The 22,993-nt window shown below is 39.6% G+C and carries 21 protein-coding genes; 12 read left to right on the plus strand and 9 right to left on the minus strand.

Translation table 11 applies throughout. From position 1 onward, the window contains the following. Positions 1 to 13 precede the first annotated feature (13 nt). The 4 genes from secA (at position 14) to H153_RS0101845 (ending at position 6,136) form a co-directional block, all read left to right on the plus strand. A complete protein-coding gene (gene secA, locus H153_RS0101830; RefSeq protein WP_022846429.1) occupies positions 14 to 2,602 on the plus strand; it encodes a preprotein translocase subunit SecA in 2,589 nt (862 codons plus the stop codon). Positions 2,603 to 2,673: 71 nt separating this feature from the next. Further along, a complete protein-coding gene (locus H153_RS0101835; RefSeq protein ID WP_231378246.1) occupies positions 2,674 to 3,552 on the plus strand; it encodes a C40 family peptidase in 879 nt (292 codons plus the stop codon). Positions 3,553 to 3,600: 48 nt separating this feature from the next. Continuing rightward, a complete protein-coding gene (locus tag H153_RS0101840; protein ID WP_022846431.1) occupies positions 3,601 to 5,040 on the plus strand; it encodes a Do family serine endopeptidase in 1,440 nt (479 codons plus the stop codon). A 136-nt stretch (positions 5,041 to 5,176) separates the two neighbouring features. After that, a complete protein-coding gene (locus tag H153_RS0101845) occupies positions 5,177 to 6,136 on the plus strand; it encodes an RNA polymerase sigma factor RpoD/SigA (RefSeq protein ID WP_022846432.1) in 960 nt (319 codons plus the stop codon). A gap of 12 nt (positions 6,137 to 6,148) precedes the next feature. On the opposite strand, the gene H153_RS0101850 is transcribed toward H153_RS0101845, so the two are convergent. The 4 genes from H153_RS0101850 to deoC are packed head-to-tail and all read right to left on the minus strand — an operon-like array spanning position 6,149 to position 9,254. Continuing rightward, positions 6,149 to 6,880 (minus strand): pseudouridine synthase, encoded by a 732-nt coding sequence (locus H153_RS0101850; RefSeq protein WP_022846433.1) that lies wholly within the window; start codon positions 6,878 to 6,880, stop codon positions 6,149 to 6,151. Continuing rightward, the gene (era, locus tag H153_RS0101855) at positions 6,870 to 7,784 is read right to left on the minus strand and encodes a GTPase Era (RefSeq protein WP_022846434.1); all 915 of its coding nucleotides are present in this window, start codon (positions 7,782 to 7,784) and stop codon (positions 6,870 to 6,872) included. Before era ends, H153_RS0101850 begins: the two co-directional genes overlap by 11 nt. Before the next feature lie 11 nt (positions 7,785 to 7,795). Further along, a complete protein-coding gene (ribF, locus tag H153_RS0101860; RefSeq protein ID WP_022846435.1) occupies positions 7,796 to 8,623 on the minus strand; it encodes a riboflavin biosynthesis protein RibF in 828 nt (275 codons plus the stop codon). Then, positions 8,595 to 9,254, minus strand: a complete 660-nt coding sequence (deoC, locus tag H153_RS0101865; protein WP_022846436.1) for a deoxyribose-phosphate aldolase — start codon at positions 9,252 to 9,254, stop codon at positions 8,595 to 8,597. Before deoC ends, ribF begins: the two co-directional genes overlap by 29 nt. Before the next feature lie 63 nt (positions 9,255 to 9,317). On the opposite strand from deoC, the gene H153_RS0101870 reads away from it, so the two are divergent. Further along, positions 9,318 to 10,058, plus strand: coding sequence for a pseudouridine synthase (locus H153_RS0101870; RefSeq protein ID WP_022846437.1), 741 nt, complete (start codon positions 9,318 to 9,320; stop codon positions 10,056 to 10,058). 13 nt (positions 10,059 to 10,071) lie between these two features. Here the strand turns inward: H153_RS0101870 and H153_RS0101875 are convergent, their stop codons facing one another. Continuing rightward, entirely contained in the window at positions 10,072 to 11,451 is a 1,380-nt protein-coding gene (locus H153_RS0101875) for a class II fructose-bisphosphate aldolase (RefSeq protein WP_022846438.1), read from the minus strand. A gap of 104 nt (positions 11,452 to 11,555) precedes the next feature. On the opposite strand from H153_RS0101875, the gene aroA reads away from it, so the two are divergent. From aroA to truB, 7 genes are all read left to right on the plus strand, one after another. Then, a complete protein-coding gene (gene aroA, locus H153_RS0101880; protein ID WP_022846439.1) occupies positions 11,556 to 12,845 on the plus strand; it encodes a 3-phosphoshikimate 1-carboxyvinyltransferase in 1,290 nt (429 codons plus the stop codon). A gap of 130 nt (positions 12,846 to 12,975) precedes the next feature. After that, the gene (gene pilM, locus H153_RS0101885) at positions 12,976 to 14,034 is read left to right on the plus strand and encodes a pilus assembly protein PilM (protein WP_196799784.1); all 1,059 of its coding nucleotides are present in this window, start codon (positions 12,976 to 12,978) and stop codon (positions 14,032 to 14,034) included. After that, on the plus strand, positions 14,021 to 14,572 hold the full coding sequence (locus H153_RS0101890) for a PilN domain-containing protein (protein ID WP_022846441.1): 552 nt from the start codon (positions 14,021 to 14,023) through the stop codon (positions 14,570 to 14,572). The genes pilM and H153_RS0101890 overlap by 14 nt, the downstream gene beginning before the upstream one ends. Beyond that, positions 14,572 to 15,219, plus strand: coding sequence for a type 4a pilus biogenesis protein PilO (pilO, locus tag H153_RS0101895; protein ID WP_022846442.1), 648 nt, complete (start codon positions 14,572 to 14,574; stop codon positions 15,217 to 15,219). Before H153_RS0101890 ends, pilO begins: the two co-directional genes overlap by 1 nt. Before the next feature lie 3 nt (positions 15,220 to 15,222). After that, on the plus strand, positions 15,223 to 15,657 hold the full coding sequence (locus tag H153_RS0101900; protein ID WP_022846443.1) for a hypothetical protein: 435 nt from the start codon (positions 15,223 to 15,225) through the stop codon (positions 15,655 to 15,657). Next, positions 15,654 to 17,567, plus strand: coding sequence for a type IV pilus secretin PilQ (gene pilQ, locus H153_RS0101905; protein ID WP_022846444.1), 1,914 nt, complete (start codon positions 15,654 to 15,656; stop codon positions 17,565 to 17,567). The genes H153_RS0101900 and pilQ overlap by 4 nt, the downstream gene beginning before the upstream one ends. Positions 17,568 to 17,571: 4 nt before the next feature. After that, positions 17,572 to 18,426 carry a tRNA pseudouridine(55) synthase TruB gene (gene truB / locus H153_RS0101910; protein ID WP_022846445.1) on the plus strand — a complete coding sequence of 285 codons (855 nt, stop codon included), beginning with the start codon at positions 17,572 to 17,574 and terminating at the stop codon, positions 18,424 to 18,426. On the opposite strand, the gene H153_RS0101915 is transcribed toward truB, so the two are convergent. From H153_RS0101915 to H153_RS0101930, 4 genes are read right to left on the minus strand one after another with little or no spacing between them, the layout of a single operon-like run. Continuing rightward, positions 18,388 to 20,022, minus strand: a complete 1,635-nt coding sequence (locus H153_RS0101915; protein WP_022846446.1) for an NFACT family protein — start codon at positions 20,020 to 20,022, stop codon at positions 18,388 to 18,390. The two genes, truB and H153_RS0101915, sit on opposite strands and share 39 nt — an antisense overlap. Continuing rightward, positions 19,995 to 21,455 carry a hypothetical protein gene (locus H153_RS09000; RefSeq protein WP_022846447.1) on the minus strand — a complete coding sequence of 487 codons (1,461 nt, stop codon included), beginning with the start codon at positions 21,453 to 21,455 and terminating at the stop codon, positions 19,995 to 19,997. The genes H153_RS0101915 and H153_RS09000 overlap by 28 nt, the downstream gene beginning before the upstream one ends. Continuing rightward, positions 21,452 to 22,072, minus strand: coding sequence for an L-threonylcarbamoyladenylate synthase (locus H153_RS0101925; RefSeq protein ID WP_022846448.1), 621 nt, complete (start codon positions 22,070 to 22,072; stop codon positions 21,452 to 21,454). Before H153_RS0101925 ends, H153_RS09000 begins: the two co-directional genes overlap by 4 nt. Continuing rightward, positions 22,053 to 22,991, minus strand: coding sequence for an ARMT1-like domain-containing protein (locus H153_RS0101930; protein ID WP_022846449.1), 939 nt, complete (start codon positions 22,989 to 22,991; stop codon positions 22,053 to 22,055). Before H153_RS0101930 ends, H153_RS0101925 begins: the two co-directional genes overlap by 20 nt. Positions 22,992 to 22,993: the final 2 nt, after the last annotated feature.

Consider the following 22,993-nt stretch of genomic DNA (forward strand, 5'->3'; position numbering starts at 1 on the left):
CAGGAGGTCTTAAATGATAGATATTGTTCTTACGAAGCTTTTTGGCAGTAAAAACGAAAGAGCAGTTAAAAAAATGAAGCCGATTGTCGAGAAAATAAATGCGCTGGAACCTGAGTTTGAGAAGAAGAGTAAAGAAGAGCTTCAAGCCCTCACGGCTAAATGGAAGGAAGAACTTTCCAAGATAAAGGATGTAAAAGAACAGTTTAAATACATGGACAGGATTCTGCCTGAGGCTTTTGCAGCCGTTCGTGAAGCTGCAAAGAGAACTCTTGGAATGAGGCACTACGATGTACAGCTTATAGGTGGTATGGTTCTTCATCAGGGGAAAGTTGCTGAGATGAAGACCGGTGAAGGTAAAACGTTGGTGGCAACGCTTCCCGTTTATCTTAACGCACTTGCAGGAAAGGGTGTTCACGTTGTTACCGTTAACGATTACCTCGCCAAGAGGGATGCAGAGTGGATGGGTCCTGTCTATAACTACCTTGGCATAACTGTTGGTTATCTTCAGAACAGCATGGAAAAGCCGGAAAGAAAAGAGATGTATTTAAGGGATGTAACATACGGAACCAACAGTGAATTTGGATTTGATTACCTCCGTGACAACATGGCGTTTTCAAAGGATGAAAGGGTTCAGAGAGAGCTTTTCTACGCGATAGTTGACGAAGCCGATTCTATTTTGATTGACGAAGCAAGAACGCCGCTAATTATCTCTGGTCCTTCAGAGGAAAATGTTGATATCTACTACATTGCCGATTCTATCGTTAGACAGCTTAAAAAAGAGAAGCACTTTACCGTTGATGAAAAGAACAAAACTGCTGTTTTAACAGATGAGGGGATAAGAGAAGTTGAAAAAATTGTTACGAAAATGACGGGTATAAAAGATTTTAATCTCTATGATCCTAAATTTGCTGACCTGCTCCACGGAATTATACAGTCTCTGAGGGCTCACCACCTTTTTAAAAAGGATGTTGATTACGTTGTAAAAGATGGCAAGGTAATTATCGTAGATGAATTCACAGGGAGGATAATGCCGGGAAGACGCTGGAGTGACGGTCTCCATCAGGCTGTAGAGGCAAAAGAGAAGGTTAAGATAGAGGCTGAAAACCAGACACTTGCAACGATAACGATTCAGAATTACTTCCGTCTCTACAAAAAGCTTGCTGGAATGACCGGTACAGCGGAAACGGAAGCGGCAGAACTGAAAGAGATTTACGGACTTGATGTTGTTGTTATTCCTACCAATAAACCGGTTATAAGAATAGACCATCCAGACGTTATCTATAAAACAATGAAGGCAAAGTACGATGCTGTTGTTAAGGAGATAGAGAAAAACTACAAAAGGGGAAGACCTGTTCTTGTTGGAACAAACTCTATTGAAGCTTCAGAATATCTATCCATGCTTTTAAAGAAAAAAGGAATTCCACACAACGTTCTTAACGCTAAATATCATGAGAGGGAAGCGGAGATTGTTGCCCAGGCTGGGAGGCTTGGTGCTGTTACGATAGCAACAAACATGGCTGGTCGTGGAACGGACATTCTTCTTGGTGGCAATCCTGAATATATGGCCAGGCAGGAACTTAAGAAGAGGGGAATAACGCCGGAAAAGGTAGGTGAAGAAAAGTACGAGGAACTTCTTAAAGAGGAAACGGAAAAGTTTAAGAAGATAACGGAAGAAGAAAAGAAAAAGGTTATAGAGCTTGGCGGCCTTTACATCATAGGAACTGAAAGAAACGAGGCCCGTCGTATAGACAATCAGTTGAGAGGTCGTGCAGGGAGACAGGGGGACCCCGGAGAATCAAGATTTTTCCTCTCTCTTGAAGATGATCTTTTGAGACTTTTCGGTTCTGACAGAATTAAGAAGTTAATGGAAATGATGAACGTTCCGGATGACGAGCCAATAACACACAAGATGGTTTCAAAAGCCCTTGAAAATGCACAGAAAAGGGTTGAGGACCAGAACTTCCAGATAAGAAAGAGACTTTTAGAGTACGATGAGGTTTACAACGTTCAGAGAAAGGTAATTTATGAGCAGAGGAATAAACTGCTTGATGGAGAAAACTTTAAAGAGGATATTCTCTACATGATTGAAGAGGTTGTTTGGAAGCTTATAGACCTTTATGCTCCGGAAAATATTATTCCTGATGAATGGGATTTCGAAGGATTGAAGAGGGCATTAGAACTTCGTTTCGGTCTTGAGTTTGATATCCCTTCGTCGTTTAAAGAACTTATGGAGATGAAAGTTGAAGGTGCGGTTGATGAGAGAGATAAACTATTCCATCTCATTTACGATAGACTTGTAAAGGAGTATGAAGAAAAGGAAAAACTCATAGGAAGCCAGCAGTTGAGAGAGATAGAGCGTCTCATTATGCTTCAGACACTTGATCACTACTGGAGACAGCACTTGAGAGCGTTAGACCACATAAAAGAGAGTATTGGCTGGAGGGGTTACGCTCAGAAAGATCCAATTGTTGAGTTTAAGAAGGAGGCGTTTATACTGTTTGAGGAACTTATTTCCAGAATAGAAGATGCAACGGTTGACGGTATATTTAACTATTTTAAATATGTTGAAAGCCAGATAGAAGAAAGTGGAAATAAGGCCTGAGGCTTAAAAGGTTTCAGGCCTTTACAAATCTGTTAATTTATGTTATGGTAATGTGGGTTAAGGGAGGGAAAATGGTGAGGAAGTTGTTAATTGCTGTAGCTTTATGCGTTCTGCCGGTAACTGCAAGGGCAGATTTATATGTTGTTAGAAGAGGCGATTCCCTCTACAAAATAGCCCGCAAATACCATACAACTGTTGAGACAATAAGACGCCTGAATGGTATAAGAGGAAAACTTTTAAGGCCCGGCCAGCGTTTAATTGTTCCCGGTAGAAGCCGGTTTGCAAAGCCGAAAAAGAGCGTTGCCACGATAAATCTACTTGAAACGGAGGCGAGAGAACTTTCGGAAGCCTCTGAAAGGGAACTGGCAGTAAAAACACTTTCAGAGCTTAATCCTCAGGATATTTATTCCATTACAGACACTGTAGAGACAGAATCGGAGCTCCTTTCTGACGCTATATCAACGCCCCTTGATGTTCCATACGATAACTGGAGCCTTTCAATTTTGAATTTGCCTCAGTATAAAAGTTCTCTTTTAAAGATACTTGCAACTATATTTAAGCGTTACAAGAACACTCCTTACGTTTTTGGCTACAACAACCCGTCTCGCGGGCTTGACTGTTCTTCCTTTACGATGAGAGTCTATAGGAAGTTAGGTATATCTCTACCCAGGACGGCAAGAGGGCAGTTTAATGTTGGCGTTCCCGTTGATAGAGAGCATTTGAAAGTTGGTGATCTTGTCTTTTTCAGAACGTATGCAAGATTTCCTTCTCACGTTGGCATCTACATCGGAGATGGCAAGTTTGTCCATTTTTCTTCTTCAAACCACGGGCTTGCAATATCTTCTCTTGATAGCAGATATTTTAGAAAGAGGTTTATCGGTGCTAAAAGAGTTTTAAGCGAGAAAAAGGTTAGAGAAGTTGTAGCTAAGCTAAAAGAAGGTTTACAATAAGTTGCAGTATAAAAATAATAAAAAACTGCACAAAGAAGGAGGTAAGCGATGAACACAAGACAGCTCTTAAAAGTGGCGGTGCTCACTACTGCTGCAGCGGTATCTTTTTTAACGCCTGTAAAGGCTCAGGTTAACGTAACACCTGAAGATTATAAAGTTGCTCTTTCTCTCCAAAAAGTTATCGAGTCTGTTGCGGAGAAGGTTAGACCGGCAGTTGTTGACATTACTTCTGTTTCAACCGTTAAATTTCAGCATCCCACCATTCCGCCTGAATTCAGGGATTTCTTCAGAGAGTTTGGTTTTCCGATGCCTCAGTTTCCTGATATGCCAAGAGAGTTTGAGAGAAAATCTCTTGGTTCAGGGTTTATCGTTAAAGTAAAAAACGGCTGGGCTTATATTCTTACAAACAACCATGTAATAGATAAAGCCAAAAAGATTCGTGTAAAACTCTACAATGGAGATGTTTATACGGCAAAGGTTGTAGGGGCTGATCCTAAAACAGATGTTGCGCTGATAAAAATTAAGGTTGGTAATAAAAAGGTTCCTGTGGCAAAGCTTGGTGATTCTGACAAGATAAAAATAGGTGAGCTTGTTATTGCTATTGGTAATCCTTACAGGTTGGACGGTTCTGTGACTCACGGTATTATTTCTGCAAAGGGAAGGCACGGTCTTGGGTTGAATCCAATAGAAAACTTCATTCAAACAGACGCTGCCATCAATCCGGGTAACAGTGGCGGCCCTCTCTGTGATATTTACGGAAATGTTATAGGTATCAACACTGCAATTGTAAGGAATGCTCAGGGTCTTGGTTTTGCTGTGCCCATAAACATAGCAAAAAAAGTTATGCACGATTTGCTTAAGTACGGTAAGGTTATAAGAGGGTGGCTTGGAGTTTACATTGAGGATGTTTCGCCTGAAGTTGCGGCTAAATTTGGTATCAAGTCAGGGGTTATTGTTACAAAAGTTATAAAGGATAGTCCGGCGTACAGGGCAGGGTTAAAGAGTGGAGACATAATTGTTACTTATAACGGTGAACAGGTTAAAGGTGTTTCCGACCTTCAACTTAAGGTGGTTAACACAAAACCCGGTGATAGAGTTAGACTTGGCATAATAAGGAATGGTAGAAGAGAGACAATTACCGTCAAAATTGGACAGATGCCACAACACGAGATGGTAGCTGATGCTCTTTCAACACTTGGATTGTCAGTTCAAAAGCTAACGCCAGAGTTAAAACAGAAACTTGGTATTCCGGACAACATTTCTGGTCTTGTGATTACGGACATTAAGCCCGGTTCACCTGCTGATGACGCTGGACTTAAAGAGGGTGACGTTATAGTCAGTGCGGGAACGGAACCTCAAAACCTTAAACCCGTGAAGAGTGTTGAGGCTTTTGCCAAACTTGTTGAAAAGGCGAAGGACAATGGTATTCTGCTTAAAGTTTACAGAAATGGATTTTCATTCTTTGTTGTTTTGAAGGCGGAAGAGTAATCTGCGGGGCTTAGCCCCGTTATTGAACAAGTAATTTTTAATATGTTAAAATAGTTTATGGGGGCTTGGAATTTCTAATTCCTTCGTATAAAATTTCCCCTCTAACCTTAAAAAGGTTTTCTGAAGGAGTGTGATTATGGGAAAAAAAGAGTTTGTTTTCGGTGATGATGAATTTTTACTTGAAAATATAGACGAAAATGCAAACCCTTTTGATGATACATCTATTTTGAATGCTGAAATAGACCCTTCTCTTATTGAATCATTCGTTCCTGATAAGGATTCACTTGACGCCTTTCTTAAGGCTATTTCTAAAATTCCTCTTCTGTCAAGGGAAGAAGAGCTTGAGTATGCAAAAAGGGCGAAGGAAGGTGACCAGGAAGCCCTTAAAAAGCTGGTTGAATCAAACCTGAGGTTTGTTGTAAGTGTTGCGAAAAAATATCTTGGTTGCGGCTTGCCGCTTCACGATCTGATTGCTGAGGGGATTTTGGGACTTATAGAGGCAGCACGGCGCTTTGACCCGGATAAAGGGGTTAAGTTTATATCTTACGCTGTATGGTGGATAAGACAGTCAATCATGCAAGCCCTTGCCCAGCAGACGGGTGCTGTTAAGATTCCCGTTAAGCAGGCAGTTTTAGTGAACAAGATTACACGCTCTTACGGTGAGCTTCTCAAAAAGTTAGGGAGAGAGCCGACGACAGAGGAACTTGCAGATTACCTTGGAATGGAAGCGAAAGACATAGAGAGGCTTCTTACTGTTTGCCAGGTACCGCTTTCTCTTGATACACCTGTTGGCGATGAGGAAGACACAACTTTTAAAGACTTTCTCAAAGGTGAAGGAACTGCTGAAGTAGAGGAAAAAGTTGTTCAGGAAGAGCTTAAACACAGCATTGAAGAGATGCTTGAGCAGCTTACACCTCAGGAAAAAAGGATAATCATCATGCGTTTTGGCCTTGACGGCAACGATCCTAAAACTTTAAGAGAGATAGGTGAAAAACTCGGTATTTCAAGGGAAAGGGTAAGGCAACTTGAGACAAGAGCAAAGAAGAAGATGAAAGAGTACGCCCTTAAGAAGAAATTAAACGTTTTCCTTAACTGATATAAGGGACTGCTAAGGGAGCAGTCCCGTTGCTCTCTTCAACTTCTCTATCTCTTTGTCTGTTAAAAATCTATATTCACCTTCGGGGAGATTGCCAAGTTTTAAAGGTCCAAATGAAGTTCTGCGGAGTTTTATGACAGGGTGTCCCACCTTTTCAAACATTCTTTTTACCTGGTGGTATTTTCCTTCCTTTATTTCAATCTCAACTTCTGATGTCGTTTCCTCTTCAGTTATGACTTTAACTTTTGCCGGTTTTGTTACAAAGTCACCAAGGTTAATTCCCTTTTCAAGTTTTTCTATCTCTTTTTCTGAAAGTTTACCTTTAACAGTTGCAATGTAAACTTTTGGCACTTTCCACTTTGGATGGGTTAACCTGTGGGCAAGTTCGCCATCGTTTGTTATAAGGAGGAGTCCTGTAGTGTCTTTGTCCAGCCTTCCGACAGGAAAAAGGTTTTCAAATCGGGGAATGTCGCAGATAAGTTCCATAACGGTAAGTTCTCTATCTTTTGTTGAGGTTATGTACCCTTCAGGTTTGTTGAGCATTATGTAAAACTCATCTGTGTGGAAAACATCTTCGCCTTCAACGGTGACGGAATCTTTCTCCGGGTCTACCTTAAAGGAAGGGTCTTTAGCAGAAACACTGTTTACTTCGACGATTCCCTTTTTTATCATCTGTTTTACTTCTTTCCTCGTTCCGTAGCCGCTTTCTGATAGAAATCTATCAAGCCTTATTTTAGAAGCCATAGCCAAGCCTTCTAAGGTAGTCTGCTCTGTCTCGCCAGTCTTCTTTGACCTTTACCCAGAGTCTAAGGTATATCTTCTTTCCTAAAATTTGTTCAAGTTCCTGCCTGGCAAGTGTTCCTATTTTCTTTAACTTTTGTCCATTCTTGCCGATTACTATTGCTTTTTGAGAAGGTCTTTCAACGATAATATCTGCATCAATGACCAACATGTTTGGGTTTTTATCGCCCGGTTCTATGCTTATCACGTTTACCGTAACGGCGTGAGGAATTTCCTGCGATGTAAGAAGCATTATTTTTTCCCTTATTATTTCAGCAACATACTGTTCAAGGGGCATGTCTGTTACCATGTTTTCTTCATAGTATTTTGGACCTTCTGGAAGGTTTTCAATAATTAGCTCAAGAAGCCTGTCAAGGTTTGTGCCTCTTGCTGCTGATATTGGTACTATCTCATCAACAAATGGGTAATTTTCGTTTATCTCTTCAATGAGTGGAAGCAGCTCTTCCTTTGGTACGCCGTCAATTTTGTTTATTACAACAAAAACTTTTGTCTCTTTTCTCTTTGTTTCTCCAATTTTGTCAAGAATTTTTCTGTCAGCTTCTGTAAGACCTGTCCTTGCATCTATGAGGAAAAGTATTATGTCAGCATCCGGTATTACGCTGAAGGCCACCTCGTTCATGTATTTGTTAAGTTCAAATTTTTCCTTGTGAATTCCGGGTGTGTCAAGGAAGACAACCTGTGCGTTGTCTAAATGTTTTACACCTACAATTCTATGTCTTGTGGTTTGCGGTTTGTCTGTGACTATCGCCACTTTTGTTCCCAGGAAACTGTTTAAAAGTGTTGATTTTCCTACGTTTGGTCTTCCAAGTATTGCAACATAACCTGATTTAAAAGGTGTTTCGCTCAAAGTTCCCTCCGTTACTTGTTTAGAATTCTGTCCACGTCTAATTTAATCTGTTTTTTCAGCTCTTCAACAGATTTAAACTTTCTCTCTTCCCGTATAAAGTCTATAAAGTCCACTTTTACGGTGGATTTTTCTTTGACCTCTAAATCCTCACCTATTATGTGGACTTCTAAAGTGGGATTTACACCTTTGAAAGTGGGTCTTACGCCGTAGTTTGCTATGCCTTTGAAGGTTTTGCCGTCGTATTTCATGTTCACTTCGTAAACACCAAATGGTATTACAAGTATTTTTTCTGGTTCAATGTTCACAGTTGGGAATCCCAACGTTTTTCCTATTCCTTGTCCTTTTACAGAAATGCCTATAACGAAGAAATTGAAACCCAAGAGGTGATTTGCCTTCTTAATTTGTCCATTTTCCAGTAGCTCTTTTATCCATGAAGTGCTTATCTTTTTTCCATTTTCAATAACAGGTGGGATAGATACTACTTTTATCCCGTACTTTTTTCCCAGGGTTTCTGCCGTTTTTACATCACCACTTCTGTTTTTGCCAAACTTCCAGTCAACACCAACCACTAATAAGTTGCAGTTACAGTTTTCAAGGAAGATAAAAAACTCTTCTGGAGATAGTTCTTTTATCTTCTCAAAATTTATGTTGTGAAGCTGCACGTTGAACTTTCTTGCCAGATATTCTCTCTCTCTTTCTGTGAAGAGCGGATTTTTGTTTCCTGGTGGTGGCCATATTGATAGAATTTCAACGGTGTCAGCTAACTTTTTTGCTTCTCTGATTAATTTCTGATGGCCCCGGTGAAAACTTTCAAACTTTCCCACTATGCATGATTTCATTGGCTATCCTTTCTCCGGAACTTGTCCCTATTCTATCGGCACCTGCAAGTATAAATTTTAAGACATCGTCAAGTGTTCTTATTCCACCTGAAGCTTTAACTTTAGCCTTCTTCCTTGCTATCGTTTTTAGAAGTTTGACATCATCAACAGTTGCACCGTACTTTCCGTACCCTGTTGAAGTTTTTAAAAAATCCCAGCCTGTATCAACGGCAATTTGTCCTACCGTAATTTTTTCCTCTTCTGTAAGGTAGCAGCATTCCATTATCAGCTTTATTATGTGGTTTTCGCTGATTTCTCTTATTTGTGACAGTTCTTTTTCCAATTTTTGCCACCTTTTTTCTTTTACTAAAGAGATGTTCAGTACGACATCCAGTTCATTTGCTCCATCACTTATGGCTTTTTCTGTTTCAACAACTATGGAACGGAATGCGACTCCATGTAATGGGAATCCGATGACGGTGGCTATCTTTTCGGTAGGGAGAAGCGTTGCTGCAAACTTGACGTGTTTTGGCAAAATGCACAGTGTTGCAAAGTTAAACTTCCTTGTTAGTTCGGCACCTTTCACTACATCATCTTCCGTTGTGGTTGCTTTGAGGATTGAATGGTCTATCTTTGAAAGTATCTCTTCCATGGCAACTTCTCCTGATAAAGATTTAGCATTAGAAATATTATAACCTTATTGAGGGAGGAAATAATGAGATTAAATAGATTTCTATCGTATGCCGGTTTTGGTGCAAGGCGTAAAGTGGAAGAACTTGTAAAACAGCAGAGGGTTACTGTTAACGGCGAAGTCGTTGATTCTCCTGCAGTTGACGTTGATCCAAAAAAGGATGTTGTAAAGGTGGACGGTGAGAGGGTCAGGCTTCCTAAAAAGTTTGTTTACCTTCTGTTTAATAAACCGCAGGGTGTTTTAACTACAATGGAGAAGGTAGAGGGAGACAGGAGAACAACAGTAAGAGATTTCTTTAGAAAGTACCCTGTAAGGATTTTCCCGGTTGGAAGGCTTGACTACAACACAGAAGGTCTTCTCCTTATGACAAACGACGGTGAACTTGCAGACAGGTTGATGCATCCAAGATATCACGTTCCTAAGACTTACATTGCAAAGGTAAAGGGAAAGGTTACGCTGGCAGAAGTAGAAAGGATGAAAAAGGGTGCAAAGTTAGAAGACGGTTTTATTAAGCCTCTGTCTGTTAAGTACCTTAAACCAAGTAGAACCGGTAAAAACACGTACCTTGAAATTACTATAGATGTAGGGAGAAACAGAATTGTCAGGAGATTTTTCCAGAGATTCAAACATCCGGTCCTTAAATTGAAGAGGGTTAGCATAGGGCCTTTAAAGCTTGGAAATCTGCCAAGAGGATATTACAGAGAACTTTCAAGGGAAGAGGTTGAGAAATTAAAGGAAGCTGTAGGTTTAAAAGAGGGGGGGTGAGCCCCCTCACAAATTATTCAGGTTTTTTAGGGAGAACCTTTACAGGTTTTATGTATTCATCTGTGTATTTTTTCGTGTCGTAGACCTTAAGCTGGTCAAACAGGAATCTGAACTTTGCTTCTAATGCGTCTAAAATGTTTTCCTTAATGTCTGATGGTAGATCCCAGAACTGTTTCTTAAACGGTCCAAATCCTTTCTTTCTAAGCTTATAAATAAACTGTTCCTCCGTCCAGCCCTCTTTCCACTCGTTGCTGAAGTTTTCTTTTAAGTATGCATATATCTCTTTTTTCATCTCTTCAGGAAGGTGGTCGTAGATAATGTTCTGGAATCCTGTTGCAAGATGAATTTCAGAGGCTTTCACTTCAGGGAACTTATGGAAGAGTTCGTCTGGAAGTGTAGAAGCACCGTGTTGAACGGCACCTGACATGCTGTATTTATTTCTTGCGACTTCGCCAATAACCTCAAGAACAGAGAAGTCAAGTTTCACCTTTGCAATGCTTCCGTCAGGAAGAGGAATGCCACCATGCTCTGTTCCCGTTTGAACGCTTATCTTGCTTATGTAAGGGAGATCTTCGCCGTACTCTTTTAACGTTTGAAGATATCCTTCCATAAAGGCTTCAAACTCTTCTGGCGTGGAGTTTTTTCCACCTATATGACCGATTTCTCCACCGACGGATACAGTTATTCCTTCAGGTTCTACCTCTCTTATAAATGCTGTCATCTTTGCTGTATTGAGATAGTTGTGATACTGCTGTTCTATGAGTGTTGGTTTTGAATAGTCAACTAATGTTGATGGGTCGATATCTATGTTGTAAAAGCCCGCTTCAATTGCTTCTTTCGTGAGATCCTGAATAGCTTTAAGTTCTTTTTCAGGATCTTCAAAGTAGTTTTTCGCTTTAAACTGGAAGTGGTCACCCTGGATGAAAACAGGTCCTCTGTAACCTTCCTTAACAGCTGCTGCAAGTGCACAGGAAGCGTACTCTTCAGGTCTCTGATAGGTGTAACCTATCTCGGACTTTGCGATTTCAAGGATAAAGGCTGTCATGTCCCTTTCAACGGCAATTTTGAAAATTCTTCTCATTACGTCGTAGGACATGCCTCTGATGTTCATGGCGGGCACTGTAAACCACCTGTCTAACTTTTCCCTTCCCATGCCGTTTACGTAGAGGTCGTGTATAGACGCTGGAATTGCTCCAAATTCTACAGCTATAGCTCTGATAAGCCATCGGCTAAATCGCTTTGCATCGTCCTCGCCAAAAACAGCAGTGTAGATGAGATTGTCGATTAGCCCTTTTCTAACGGCCTCTTCGTTGATTATTTTTACACCGTTGTCGTTAACTTCAACGATACCATCAAGAGACTTTTTCACCTCTTCCAGATTTAAAGTTCTCATAACTTACCTCCTGAGTTTTAAATTATTGGAATTGCATAGTCTATTTTAATATAGATTGCTATAATTTTCCTCCGTTTATCAATCTATTTTCAAGGAGTTGTTGTATGTACGAGGTCAGTTTTAGAGGAAAATTGAAAGGTATTCTCAGGGTGCCGTCTGACAAGTCCATATCCCACAGGTCTATAATGCTTGCTTCTCTGAATCAGGGAAAGGTGATTGTGAAAAATTTTCTCCGTTCAGAGGACTGTCTCAATACGCTTAAAGCTTTTAAGTCCTTAGGGGTTGACATAGAAGATGACGGGAAGATTATAATGATACGTGGTAAGGGTAAGATTCTAAAAGAACCTTTTGATATTCTTGACATGGGTAATTCTGGAACATCTATAAGGCTCATATCCGGGATTCTTGCCGGTCAGCCGTTTTATTCCGTTCTCACAGGTGACAAGTATTTAAGAAAAAGACCTATGGACAGAATAGCCATTCCGTTGAGACAGATGGGAGCCACCGTTTTGGGTAGAGAGAACGGCAAGTATCCACCTCTCACAATTGTTGGCAGGAATCCACTTAACGGAATTGTATACAGAAGTCCAAAAGCCAGTGCTCAGGTTAAATCGTGTATCCTTTTAGCCGGTCTTTTTACAGATGAAGAGGTTTCTGTCACCGAACCTGCAAAAAGTCGTGACCATACGGAAAGAATGCTTAAGACTTTTGGTGTTGATGTTAAAGTTGATGGATTAACGGTTTCTCTCGGTAGAAATAGAGACCTTAAAGCAGATTTAGAAATAGATGTTCCGGCAGACATATCTTCCGCTGCCTTTTTCATGGTTGCTGCAGCTATCGTTCCTGGTTCAGAGGTTGTATTGAAAGATGTAATTCTCAATCCAACAAGGACAGGTATTCTCGATGTAATGGGAAGAATGGGTGTAAATTTTGAAATTCTTAACAAAAGAACTGTTTCTGGCGAAGAGGTTGGTGACATTAAAGTGCTTTATTCCCCGGATTTAAAAGCGGTTGTAATAGAGGGAGATATTATTCCCCGTTTAATAGATGAAATACCGATAATCGCAGTCCTTGCAACTCAGGCGGAAGGTGAAACAGTGATAAAAGAAGCGGCGGAGCTAAGGGTTAAAGAAAGCGATAGAATCAGGGCTGTTGTTTCAAACTTGAAGGTTTTAGGTGTTGATGTTGAAGAATTTGAAGATGGTATGAGAATAAGAGGAAAGGCAAAATTGAAAGGTGGGAAGATAAAAAGTTTTGGTGACCACAGAATAGCTATGTCTTTTATAGTTGCAGGTTTAATTTCTTCTTCACCGATTTATATTGATGATGTTCAATGTATATCAACGTCTTATCCCGAATTTTTAAAAGATTTTTTTAACATAATTGCACCTTGAGTCTTGACATATACCTAAGAGATTTCTTAACATTAGGTTAGTGCTTGTAGCAATAATGGACAAATTAAAAAATTCAAGAAACAGCTTTGGTAATTCTAACTCTGTTAGTGAAATTGTAGGGGATGGAGTAATGATAAATCTTGATAGTGTCATAGGTATTTTTACGGGGAGAAAGGTTCTTTTTACAGGAGTAGATATTGGCACTTCCAGTATCAAAGTTTGTAAACTAAGAGAAAGAAAGGGCCTTTACAACGTTGTTAATTACGGTAAGATGGATTATGAAGAGTCTTATATTGTTGGAACAGAGATAATTGATTTTGTTTCTCTTTCGGCAAAAATGAAAGAGAGTGTTCAGGCTGTGGTTCCTGATGCAAAAAATATAGCTGTTCATGTTCCTCTTTCTCTCTGTTTTTATACCGTGATAAGTGCTTCTCCATCTGAAAATCCGGACGAGATAGCCCTTGAACACATAAAAGGTATTATTTCCGAGGATGACCTTGATAAGGTTGTGGTTAAGTATCAGGTACTGCCTGTTTCCATTTCTGAAGACCACATAGATATAGCAATAGCCGCCGTTAAGAGAGACATTCTTGAGGAATATACTGCTCTTGCAGAAAATGCAGGTTTGAAAATTCAGGTTATAGATATAGAGCCGTGTGCTATAAACAACCAGTTCTATCTCAATTACCCGGATAAGGTAATTGACTGCGTTTGCCTTGTTGACATTGGTGCAACATTTACAAAAATAGTTATCAGTTACGGTGGCTATCCATACCTTACGAGGAATATTGAAATTGGTAGTAATACAATTACGGAGCAGCTTCAGAAAGAGTATCTAATAAGTTACGGAGAGGCAGAGAGGCTTAAATTTGGAAATGACATAGAATCTATCTCTTATGATAAGGCTTTAGATGAGGTTATATCAAAAATAATCAGGAAGATATCAACAGAAATTATCTGGGCGATAGACAACTTTAATGACCGTTTCGGAAGAGATGTGGAAGAGATTTATCTATTCGGCGGTGGAGCAAAACAGAAAAATTTAGTTTCCCTTTTGAAAGCTTTTACAAACAAGAAGGTTGAACTTGGCGAGCCTCTTTATTTCAGCGGTATTGAAGGCGCTCAGGAATTTGCCGTTTCATGCGGACTAAGTCTAAGGTTTAAGGGTGACGAACATGCTAAGGTTTAATTTCTTAGAGAAAAAAGAGACTTTCGTAGAGAAGATTTTGAAGCCGGACGTTATTTTGGCAGTGCTCCTTGCCTTTGCACTGGCGGGTGGCCTAAGCTGGTATGCCGGTCAGCTTAAGCTGGAAGAGCTTTCTTTGAAGAAAGAAAATGCCAGGCTGGACAAGGAGTTGGTAAGACTCAGAAAGATTCAAAAAGAGGAGAAGCTGCTAATAAAAACGAGGGAAGCTCTTAAGAAAAAGTTGCAGGTTATCAGTGAGCTGGATAAGAAAAGAGAAGTGCCACGTTACATATACTTCTTTGCAGCGAGGAATAATGTTCCTTACGGTGTCTGGCTTATGGGCCTTCGCCAGTCAGGAAACAGCCTGTTTATCGAAGGTGCTGCTTACAATTTGAAATTGGTTTCCAAGTTCTTAAAGAATGTGGAGCAAAATCTTGGTACTGTTAAATTTAAGCAGACGAGTTACGAAGAATATAAATCTAAAGAGAGCAATAAAACTTACCACTACTATAAATTTCAGTTTACTGTGGAGATGAAGTGATGGCATTTGAAGGATTCCTTGACGATTTTAAAGATAGGTGGTCAGAAATACCTAAATGGCAGAAATGGATAGCTTACATAGTAATTCTTATTGTTATCTCGTATGTGTATAAGATGAATGTGATAGATCCTCTTAACATGAAAATAGAACAGTTAAACAGGCAGATTTCTCAGAAGAGAGTTCAGGTAGCAAGGCTTCTTGCCGTTGAGAAAAGGAGGAATGAGCTTAAGAAAGAGATAGCAAATCTAAAATCCAGAATAGCTGCCCTTGAAGCAAAACTGCCGACAGGTAGAGAAGAGGTGAGCGGTATAATAAAGTCAATAGCTAAAAGTACCGGGAATACAGAAATAGGGTTGATTAGAAGAGGTAAAGAGCAAAGCAAAGAATATTACAATCAAATTGATTACACGGTTGTTATGAAGACAAGATTTCCGAACTTCATATCCTGGTGTAAAAGTCTTGTTAAAGCAAACAGGATAATGACTTTCGGTGACATGTCTATGGTTGGCCTGGTACCAGAGAAGAAAAAAATGACTGTGGAAAAGATAGTTGATGGAAAAAGGCAGAAAGAAGAAAAAGAGTACTATTCTTATAAATATACGGTTCAGGTTAATCTTAATTTAAATGCTTATACGCTTAAGAGGTAACAGATGAAGAAATTTTTAAAAGCTTTTGTCCTGGCTTTGCTTTTTTCGGGAGCCGCTCATGCCTATATTGATCCGTTTGTAAACCCTATCTACATTCGTGAGATTGCAGAGTGGCACAGGAAAGAGATGGAGCTTGAAGCGAAGAAAAGAGTGATTGTTGTAGTTAAAAAGCCTAAAGTTTTCGATTTAAAAATGCCGCCTATAGATAAGCTTGTTCTTGAGGGTGTGATAGGTAGCGGCAATACTTTAAAAGCGGTGGCTGCCGATCCTGAAACCGGTAAAGTATATTTAATATCTTCCGGCGATGTTGTTGATGTAAACGCAAAAGTTTTGAAAGTTCTACCCGACAAATTGGTTTTAAAAGTTTACAAGAAGAAGGGAAATAAGCTCATCTCTTCTATTGTCACTATCAACTTCAATTCGGAGGAAGGGAAATGAGAAAATTATTAAATATATTAACGGTTTTGCCTATTATCGGCGGTTCAGTCTATGCCGGAACGATTTCAAACGTTAATCTTATGAATCTTAATGGCGAATTGAGAATAACCCTTTTAACAGATGAGCAGTGTATTGTTTCTGAAAGTAGAGCGGGCGATATTTATAATCTTTATCTTAAAAATTGTAAGATTGCTAACAGAAAGGTTTTTGGCCGTCAGGATGATATCACTAAAGTTATTGATATTATTCCTCAAGATAGCGGTACATTAATAAAGATAGTTCCTGTCGATAAGGTGAAAGTTTCTTATTCTTCCTATCCCAGGGCTACAACAATTGTTGTAGCACCTTACACTCTTGTTTCTCCTGTTGTAACTACTACCACGGATGGCATTAATGTCACTGTTGATGGTGACGTTGAGTTTTCCATATCAAAATCACCAGGGAAGATTATTCTAACAGCTGAACAACCTGTATTGAAGACAACAGAGAAGAAAGTGGATTCTCCATTCGTTGACAGGATTTCTACATACACATCCGGGAATAGATCTTACATTGTTATAAGTTTGAAGACAGAAGTTCCAGCTCAGGTAATGAAGGTTGGCAGGACCTATGAAATTAAGTTTTTAAAACCCGTGGCTACGGCTTCTTCTAAGTTAAGTGATAGGAAGATTAAGCTTGATTTTACGAATGCCGATGTCAGAACGGTTGTAAGGGCCATTGCAGATACGGTTGGTGTGAACGTTGTTTTTGATCCTGACGTAAAAGGAACAGTTTCGGTAAGGTTTTTAACACCTGTAAACTGGCAAGAGGCACTGAAAGCGGTCCTCGAGCCTCTTGGTTATACATATGTTAGAGAAAAGGATTATCTTCGAATAGCTTCCAGGAAGACCCTTATGCAGGAGGTAAGGTACGAACCGGTTAATACTTATATCGTTCCTCTGAATTATGCTTATGCTTCCGAAGTTGCAAAGCTTATAGAAAAGTATTTGGGCAGTGCGGAAAGTAAAAATTCTAAAGTAAAGGCGGCAAGTAAAGAACTCGTTGAAGTTGATGAGAGAACCAACAGTCTTATTCTTAAGGTGACCAGGGAACATTATGACAGGATAATGGACATTATCAGACATACTGATAAAATTACCAAGCAGGTTTCTATAGAAGCAAAGATAGTGCTTGTTAGTTCAAGCTTTGAGAAAGATTTAGGGGTAAACTGGAATCTTGCATTTTATACCGGTTCCAATTGGCAGCATTCCTATAAAACTGGAAGCTTTCAACTTAATGATGGTGTTACAATTCCTGGTGTAACGGATCCTCTCTCAGTGGGGAACGTTTACAATATCCCTTCTCAACCTTATACGCTTGCCCTTGGAATACTCAATAAAGGACAGAGTTTGAGAGCAGAATTGGCTATTCAGGCATCAGAGCTAAACGGTGATGGTAAGCTAATTTCTCAACCAAAAGTTGTAACTTTAGATAATAAGGAAGCGACCATAGAACAGGGTATGGAGATTCCTTATAAGGTAATAGATGAGAATGGGAACATTTCCACAGAGTTTAAGAAGGCTTCACTTATTCTCAAGGTTAGACCTCATGTGACAAACGATAACAAAATAGTTCTTGATCTTGAAATTAAAAAGGACAAGCCGAATTATGATTATGTTGCAATAACCGGCAATTCTGAACCTGCTATAGATACCCGGAATGTTAAAACACAGATAATGGTTGACAATGGCGACACGCTGGTTATCGGTGGTATTTATGAGCAGGAGAAATCCAAGAGCCAGACGGGAGTACCTGTACTTTCAAAGATACCTCTTCTCGGGTGGCTATTTAAGAATGAGGTTGTGAAAAATAGCAATTCTGAGCTTTTGATATTTATTACACCTAAAGTTATAACTCCTTCCAGCAAATAGGTTTATGGACGGATTTCTGCTGATAGATAAGCCTTCGGGCGTTACCTCTTTTGACGTTGTGAGGGGCGTGCGGAGGTTTTTCCCTTTCAAAATCAAGATTGGTCATACCGGAACACTTGACCCCCTTGCTACAGGTCTTCTTATCCTTTCTGTTGGTAAAGCTACGAGATTTGGAGAGTACCTTTTGAAACAGGATAAGTGTTACGTGGTTGGTGGACGTTTTGGATTCTCAAGTGATACTTACGATACCGACGGTAATGTTAAAAATATAGATATGGCAGGTGTTTCAGAATATAGATTTTTAAATGTACTTTCCTCTTTTAAAGGTGAAATAGAACAGGTTCCACCTTCCTTTTCCGCCATAAGAATTAAGGGGAAAAGGGCTTACGAGCTTGCAAGGAAGGGTGAAGAAGTAAAGCTAAAGCCAAGGAAGGTTACCATTTATTCTATTGATGTTCTTTCTTTTTCCTATCCCGATTTTTCTCTTAAAGTCTGCTGTTCTTCCGGAACTTACATAAGGTCTTTAATTCACGATATAGGTGTTGCTTGCGGTGGTGATGCTGTCGTTACGTCTTTGCGCCGCGTTTCCATTGGAAAGATATCTGTTGAAGAGGCAGTTTCCATTGATATCCTGAACGCCGATAATGTTGGAAACTACATTGTTCCTGTGGATAGAGTTTTGCCGTTTGATAGGTTGACAGTTACCTCTCCCTATTCTTGCTGGTTTTTAAATGGCAGGCATTTTCCTGTTCCCGTTTCCGATGGCAGGTACTGTGTTGTTGATGAATCCGGTAAGTTTTTAGGCGTTGGTAGCGTTCATTCAGGCGTTTTGAAACCTGATAAGGTTGTTTCTCAATAGCTTTTCAAACTTCTCGGCGGTTGTCAGTATTGTTTTTTCATTTCTATAGATGACAAATCCCGGCGGCGTACCTGGCGGTTTTTTCAAATTTTCCGCTTTTGTGAAGTCCACCTTGATCTTTCCCGATTCTCTTCCTCTGCTATAGAAGACGGCTGCTGAAGCGGCCGTTTCTATGTCTTCATCATCTGGTGTTTCGTTCCTTTCAAGCCTCAAAATTACGTGAGAGCCGGGAATTTCCTTTGTATGGAACCATAAATCCCAGGGATTTGCTACTTTTAGTGACAATATTTCGTTTTCAATCCGATTTTTTCCAATGAGAATGGTTTTTCCCGAAGGTAGAATGATTTCTCTAAAAGGTTTTGTCTTTTTCTTCTTTTTATTTCTCTTTTCCAGAATGAGGCTATCTTTAATTTCCTGCAGTCCTTCATAGTTTTCTAACTCTTTTACTTTTTCCTTTAAAGCTTTTAGCCAGGCAATTTCTCTTTTTAATTCTTCTTCTGCAATTTTTTCGTGTTCAGCCCTGCTTCTTAATCTTTTTGCCTTTTTAAATATGGCATTTAGGTTTTCTGACGGTGTTTTTGCAGGATCTATTTTTATGGTTATATCCTCTTCTGTTGTGAAATCCCTGACCTGCACGGACTCTGTTCCCGGTTTTAAAAGGTGAAGATTGTATTTTAACAGTTCTCCCTTTTTCTGAAACTCTTCAGCTTCTTTTAAAAGTTTTTCCGGTTTTTCTATTTGTTTTAATCTATTTTCGGCTGCTTTTAGTTTTCTATCAATGATTTTGCTCAATTCTCGTTTTATTTTTCCAATTTTATCACTTTTTCTATTCTCTCTTGTAAAGTAGTCCCAAGCTTTTATAAAACTTAAGTCTTCCTCAAAGATTTTAAACTCTATTCCTGATAAGCAGGAGTATTGGAACGTTGTCAGTATTTTTGGTTTTCCGTTCTTAAAGTAGATGAAGGCTGTTTTTGAAATTTTGTGTTTTTCCATAAAAGTCTGGTAGGCTTTTTCAAGAGGCATTCCCTCTCTCATGTAGAAAGCTATTTCTTTACAGTTTAGCGGTGATAGGCCTGCTACGTACTTGTAGAGGTTTTTTTCAACACCTTCAGGCGTTACCTTTCCGAATGTTATCTCTTTAAAGGCCTTTTTGTTTAAGGGGGGCGGCTGGTAAATTTTCCCTATTTCGGTTTCTCTTGCAGATGTCAGGGCTTCCTTTGCCCGAAAGAGAATTTTTCCGTTTTCTTCTGTGAAAAAGATGTTGCTGTTTTTTCCTGTTAGTTCAGCTATTAACTGGTAATTTTCCATTCTTCCAGAAACAGTTATTTTTACAAGCTTAAAAACAATGATCCTGTCGCAGTTGAGTGTTTTTACTTCCCTGATAAAAAGGTTTCTGTAGCGCTTTAGTAGCGTTCTGTTTTCAATTCTCCCTTTTTCTATTAGGATGCCGTTTGGATTTGTGAGGACAAAAGTGAAGATTTTTCCCTCTATAGATATTTTGAAATGGTTGTTAGTTAAATCGTATCCGACGATTTTTTTCTTTTTGAAGTGGGTGTTAAACTCTTCAGCTACTTTTTCGATGTAGAGGGTGTCCATCTTGTCTCCTGATTATGGAAAACTTGTTTCTTTTCCACTGCTGCTTTTATTGATTTAAGATTTGCTCTTACAAACCGTTCGGCGGTAAGCAGTCCTTTTCCATCAAGTTTAACGAACGGATTTTTAAGTTTTCTGTTAAGGTTCAAAGCTTTTTCAATCTCTTTTTTTGTCGTTCCTGTCTCTCTTAATGTTTTTTCAAACTCTTCAAGTGCAAGTTCCCTGGCTTCGTGAAGCTTCATCTGTATCCTGCTTTTAACGTTTACTTCGCTGTCTCCCGATGTCTCTACAGATACAAATATCGTTTCAGGGTAGTCAGATATTACCTTTGACTGAACACCGTCACTCTGTGTTGAGGGCATGCAACCAAAAGGTTTTAACGAAAGTGTCATATGCGCCCTGTGAAATTTAACGTTGTATATGTGTTTTGCCACTTCAAGGTGTCCTTCTCCACCTGTTACAAAGGGGTCATAGTACTCTTTTGCAAGATTCCATAATAGTTTTTGGGAAGGGAGCGTTCCGGTTCTTTCTTTCACTGTGTGTCGTAGAGTTTCAAACAGACATCTGTAAAATTCCTGAAGTCCGGTTAGGAAAGCTAATTTTTTTATTCTTTTGATGGAAATGCCTTTTGCTTTGATTTCATAGAGTGTTTTTTTTCTTTCTATGTAAAGCTGGTAGTCTATCCATATGGATACAGGTTCTACTTTAACTTCAGCTCCTTCTTCCTCAAGCCATTTGTGGATGTGATAGTTTCCGTCGCTCTCCGTTGTCTGAACCCAGAACTCGCCAATTACATTTACTATCGGTTTGGGGACGCTGTAGTTTATTTCTATCTCTGAAAGAAAGTTCTTTATTTCTTTAAGTCCTTTTATTATGTCCTTTGTCTTTCCGCTGTTTCTTATAATTCTGAACATTATTTCCGTTGCTTCTTTAAGCTTTTTGTCAGTTTCACCTTTTTCAATTTCGTAAGGTCTGATTTTGTAACCTAAATCCCTTAATATGTCGGCTACCATTATCGCCTTCATGAGGGAATAGATTAGATTCCATGTTAGCTTTATTTCACCTTCAGCAGAAAAGGTTGTTTGGTTTAAAAGTGAAACTTTAAGTTTTTCAAAACCTGCTGATTTTAGCGCGTTTTTGTACTCCATTTCGTACATTCCAAACCTGCATGGGCCGCAGGCACCGATTGTTACGAAGGTGTATTTATCTTCAACGTTTATTCCCTCTTCAGCCTGTTTTCTCAGAAAGTTGATAAGATTTCCAACGGTGAAATAGACAGGGTTGCACATTCCTTTGTCGCACAGTTCTCTTCCTGTTTTCAATGCGTCTATGTCCGGTTGAGGTAAGTGCTGTGCATCGTAGCCAAGATGTTCAACGGCTGCTTCTATCAATCTGTCGTGAATCGGAGTTAAGCTGCCAAACAGGATAGTTTTCATTTCCTCATCCTCACTTCAGGGAGTCGTTTTTTAATGGTTTCAATAGAAACTGCCCCTTCACGGAGGATTTCGGGTGGGGAGCCTGTTAGTGAAAGCAGCGTGGATGGAATCGGTGTACTTCTTCCTTTTATGCAGTACTTTACCTGTTCTTTAAAATAGTTGTGGCACTCCTGACAGCTTTCTGCTGGTTTCTCTCCCTGAATGTTGGCACTTGGTGCAAAGAGTGGTACCGTTTCAGATATGAGTTCTCTTAAAGGTTTGAACGCCGGAATTCTTACTGCAAGGTTGCTTCGGTTAAACAACGTTTTAAAAGGACTTTCCTCGTTAAGAGGTAGTATTACAGTTAACCTTTCCGGCCAGATTTCTTTTAAGAAATTTGCATATTTTTCTGGAATGAATACACCGTACTTTTTAAGTTTTTCAACAGAGTCAAAAAGAACTATTAGTGGTTTGTTTTGGTCTCTCTTTTTTAACCTATAAACGGTTTCAATTGCAACAACGTTCAGAGCACTACCTATAAGACCGTACTGGGTATCTGTGGGAGAGCAGAGAATCTCTCCCGACAGAATGAGTTCTTTTATAATATTAAAATCGCTTTTAAACGTCAGAATCTTCACTTTTCATCTCTATAAGGTGCTTGTTGTAGAGGAATATAAGTTCCCCTTTGTCGCACCTTAGCTCTTCGGCCATTGCGTTACATTTTGCCTTCAGTATGAAAAAGATATCTCTGTCGTTAATAATTTCAAGAGTTTCAATATTTGCCTGCCCTTTCGATATGATAACATGGGCTTTATTCCATGCTTCTTTGAACTCTTTTCCTGCGTAGGCAAAGTCTATTCCTATGAAATCACCGCCAGTTGTTATGAGTTCATCGACGATTTTGTCTATACCACTTTTAAGAGCATCTTCTACCGTTGCGTCGTTGAGTATGGGGCCGCCCCTTACGGCGAACACAATTTTCATTCCCCTTTCTTTTAAATATCTTAAGAGGAATTTGTCAAAAACGATTTCACCTGCGTTATCGGCAACGTAAAGGACTGTTTTCCCTGCCACTATGAAGCGTTCGAATATCTCTTTATCGTAGTAGGCAAATCTCTGGTGTAGAATCGTTTTTACCTCTTCCGTAAGATCAAAAGAGGAAGGTTCAAACGTTTCATTTTCTTTTTTGTCGCTTTCCCTTGGAATGCCAAAGTCTATAATGTTTCCCACGGCAGCAAGTCTTACCGCTATATCCAACTTGTCTTCTGCCGGTTCGTAAAACGTCTTTTCAATTTCGGGTTCCCATCTCAGTGCTATGTCTGTGTACTTGTCTTTTAGTGGTTTGAAAGGATCGTTTACGCCAACGATCTTTTTAAAAAGCCTGTGGATGTAAGTGGCGTTGTGTCCCGGTGATTCGTCGGGGTTTAGGTTTTCGGCTACGAAACGGGAACATTCCCTTAAAACCTTCAGGGATAGTTCCCGGTCGGCGTCTATGAATTTGAGTATGTTGTAAACCTGCTTCATGTAGCAGGGAATACATTCAGGATAGACTTTCATTA

The sequence above is a fragment of the Desulfurobacterium sp. TC5-1 genome, from assembly GCF_000421485.1.
Classification (GTDB): domain Bacteria; phylum Aquificota; class Aquificia; order Desulfurobacteriales; family Desulfurobacteriaceae; genus Desulfurobacterium_A.

Coding starts and splice junctions, on each gene's coding strand:
- H153_RS0101890 (WP_022846441.1), top strand. CDS start 14,021: ATGCTAAGGTTTAATTTCTTAGAGAAAAAAGAGACTTTCGTAGAGAAG.
- pilM (WP_196799784.1), top strand. CDS start 12,976: ATGATAAATCTTGATAGTGTCATAGGTATTTTTACGGGGAGAAAGGTT.
- H153_RS0101915 (WP_022846446.1), bottom strand. CDS start 20,022: ATGGACACCCTCTACATCGAAAAAGTAGCTGAAGAGTTTAACACCCAC.
- secA (WP_022846429.1), top strand. CDS start 14: ATGATAGATATTGTTCTTACGAAGCTTTTTGGCAGTAAAAACGAAAGA.
- truB (WP_022846445.1), top strand. CDS start 17,572: ATGGACGGATTTCTGCTGATAGATAAGCCTTCGGGCGTTACCTCTTTT.
- pilO (WP_022846442.1), top strand. CDS start 14,572: ATGGCATTTGAAGGATTCCTTGACGATTTTAAAGATAGGTGGTCAGAA.
- H153_RS0101930 (WP_022846449.1), bottom strand. CDS start 22,991: ATGAAAGTCTATCCTGAATGTATTCCCTGCTACATGAAGCAGGTTTAC.
- H153_RS0101900 (WP_022846443.1), top strand. CDS start 15,223: ATGAAGAAATTTTTAAAAGCTTTTGTCCTGGCTTTGCTTTTTTCGGGA.
- ribF (WP_022846435.1), bottom strand. CDS start 8,623: ATGAAATCATGCATAGTGGGAAAGTTTGAAAGTTTTCACCGGGGCCAT.
- H153_RS0101835 (WP_231378246.1), top strand. CDS start 2,674: ATGGTGAGGAAGTTGTTAATTGCTGTAGCTTTATGCGTTCTGCCGGTA.
- pilQ (WP_022846444.1), top strand. CDS start 15,654: ATGAGAAAATTATTAAATATATTAACGGTTTTGCCTATTATCGGCGGT.
- H153_RS0101875 (WP_022846438.1), bottom strand. CDS start 11,451: ATGAGAACTTTAAATCTGGAAGAGGTGAAAAAGTCTCTTGATGGTATC.
- H153_RS0101850 (WP_022846433.1), bottom strand. CDS start 6,880: ATGGCTTCTAAAATAAGGCTTGATAGATTTCTATCAGAAAGCGGCTAC.
- H153_RS0101845 (WP_022846432.1), top strand. CDS start 5,177: ATGGGAAAAAAAGAGTTTGTTTTCGGTGATGATGAATTTTTACTTGAA.
- H153_RS0101870 (WP_022846437.1), top strand. CDS start 9,318: ATGAGATTAAATAGATTTCTATCGTATGCCGGTTTTGGTGCAAGGCGT.
- H153_RS0101840 (WP_022846431.1), top strand. CDS start 3,601: ATGAACACAAGACAGCTCTTAAAAGTGGCGGTGCTCACTACTGCTGCA.
- H153_RS09000 (WP_022846447.1), bottom strand. CDS start 21,455: ATGAAAACTATCCTGTTTGGCAGCTTAACTCCGATTCACGACAGATTG.
- aroA (WP_022846439.1), top strand. CDS start 11,556: ATGTACGAGGTCAGTTTTAGAGGAAAATTGAAAGGTATTCTCAGGGTG.
- deoC (WP_022846436.1), bottom strand. CDS start 9,254: ATGGAAGAGATACTTTCAAAGATAGACCATTCAATCCTCAAAGCAACC.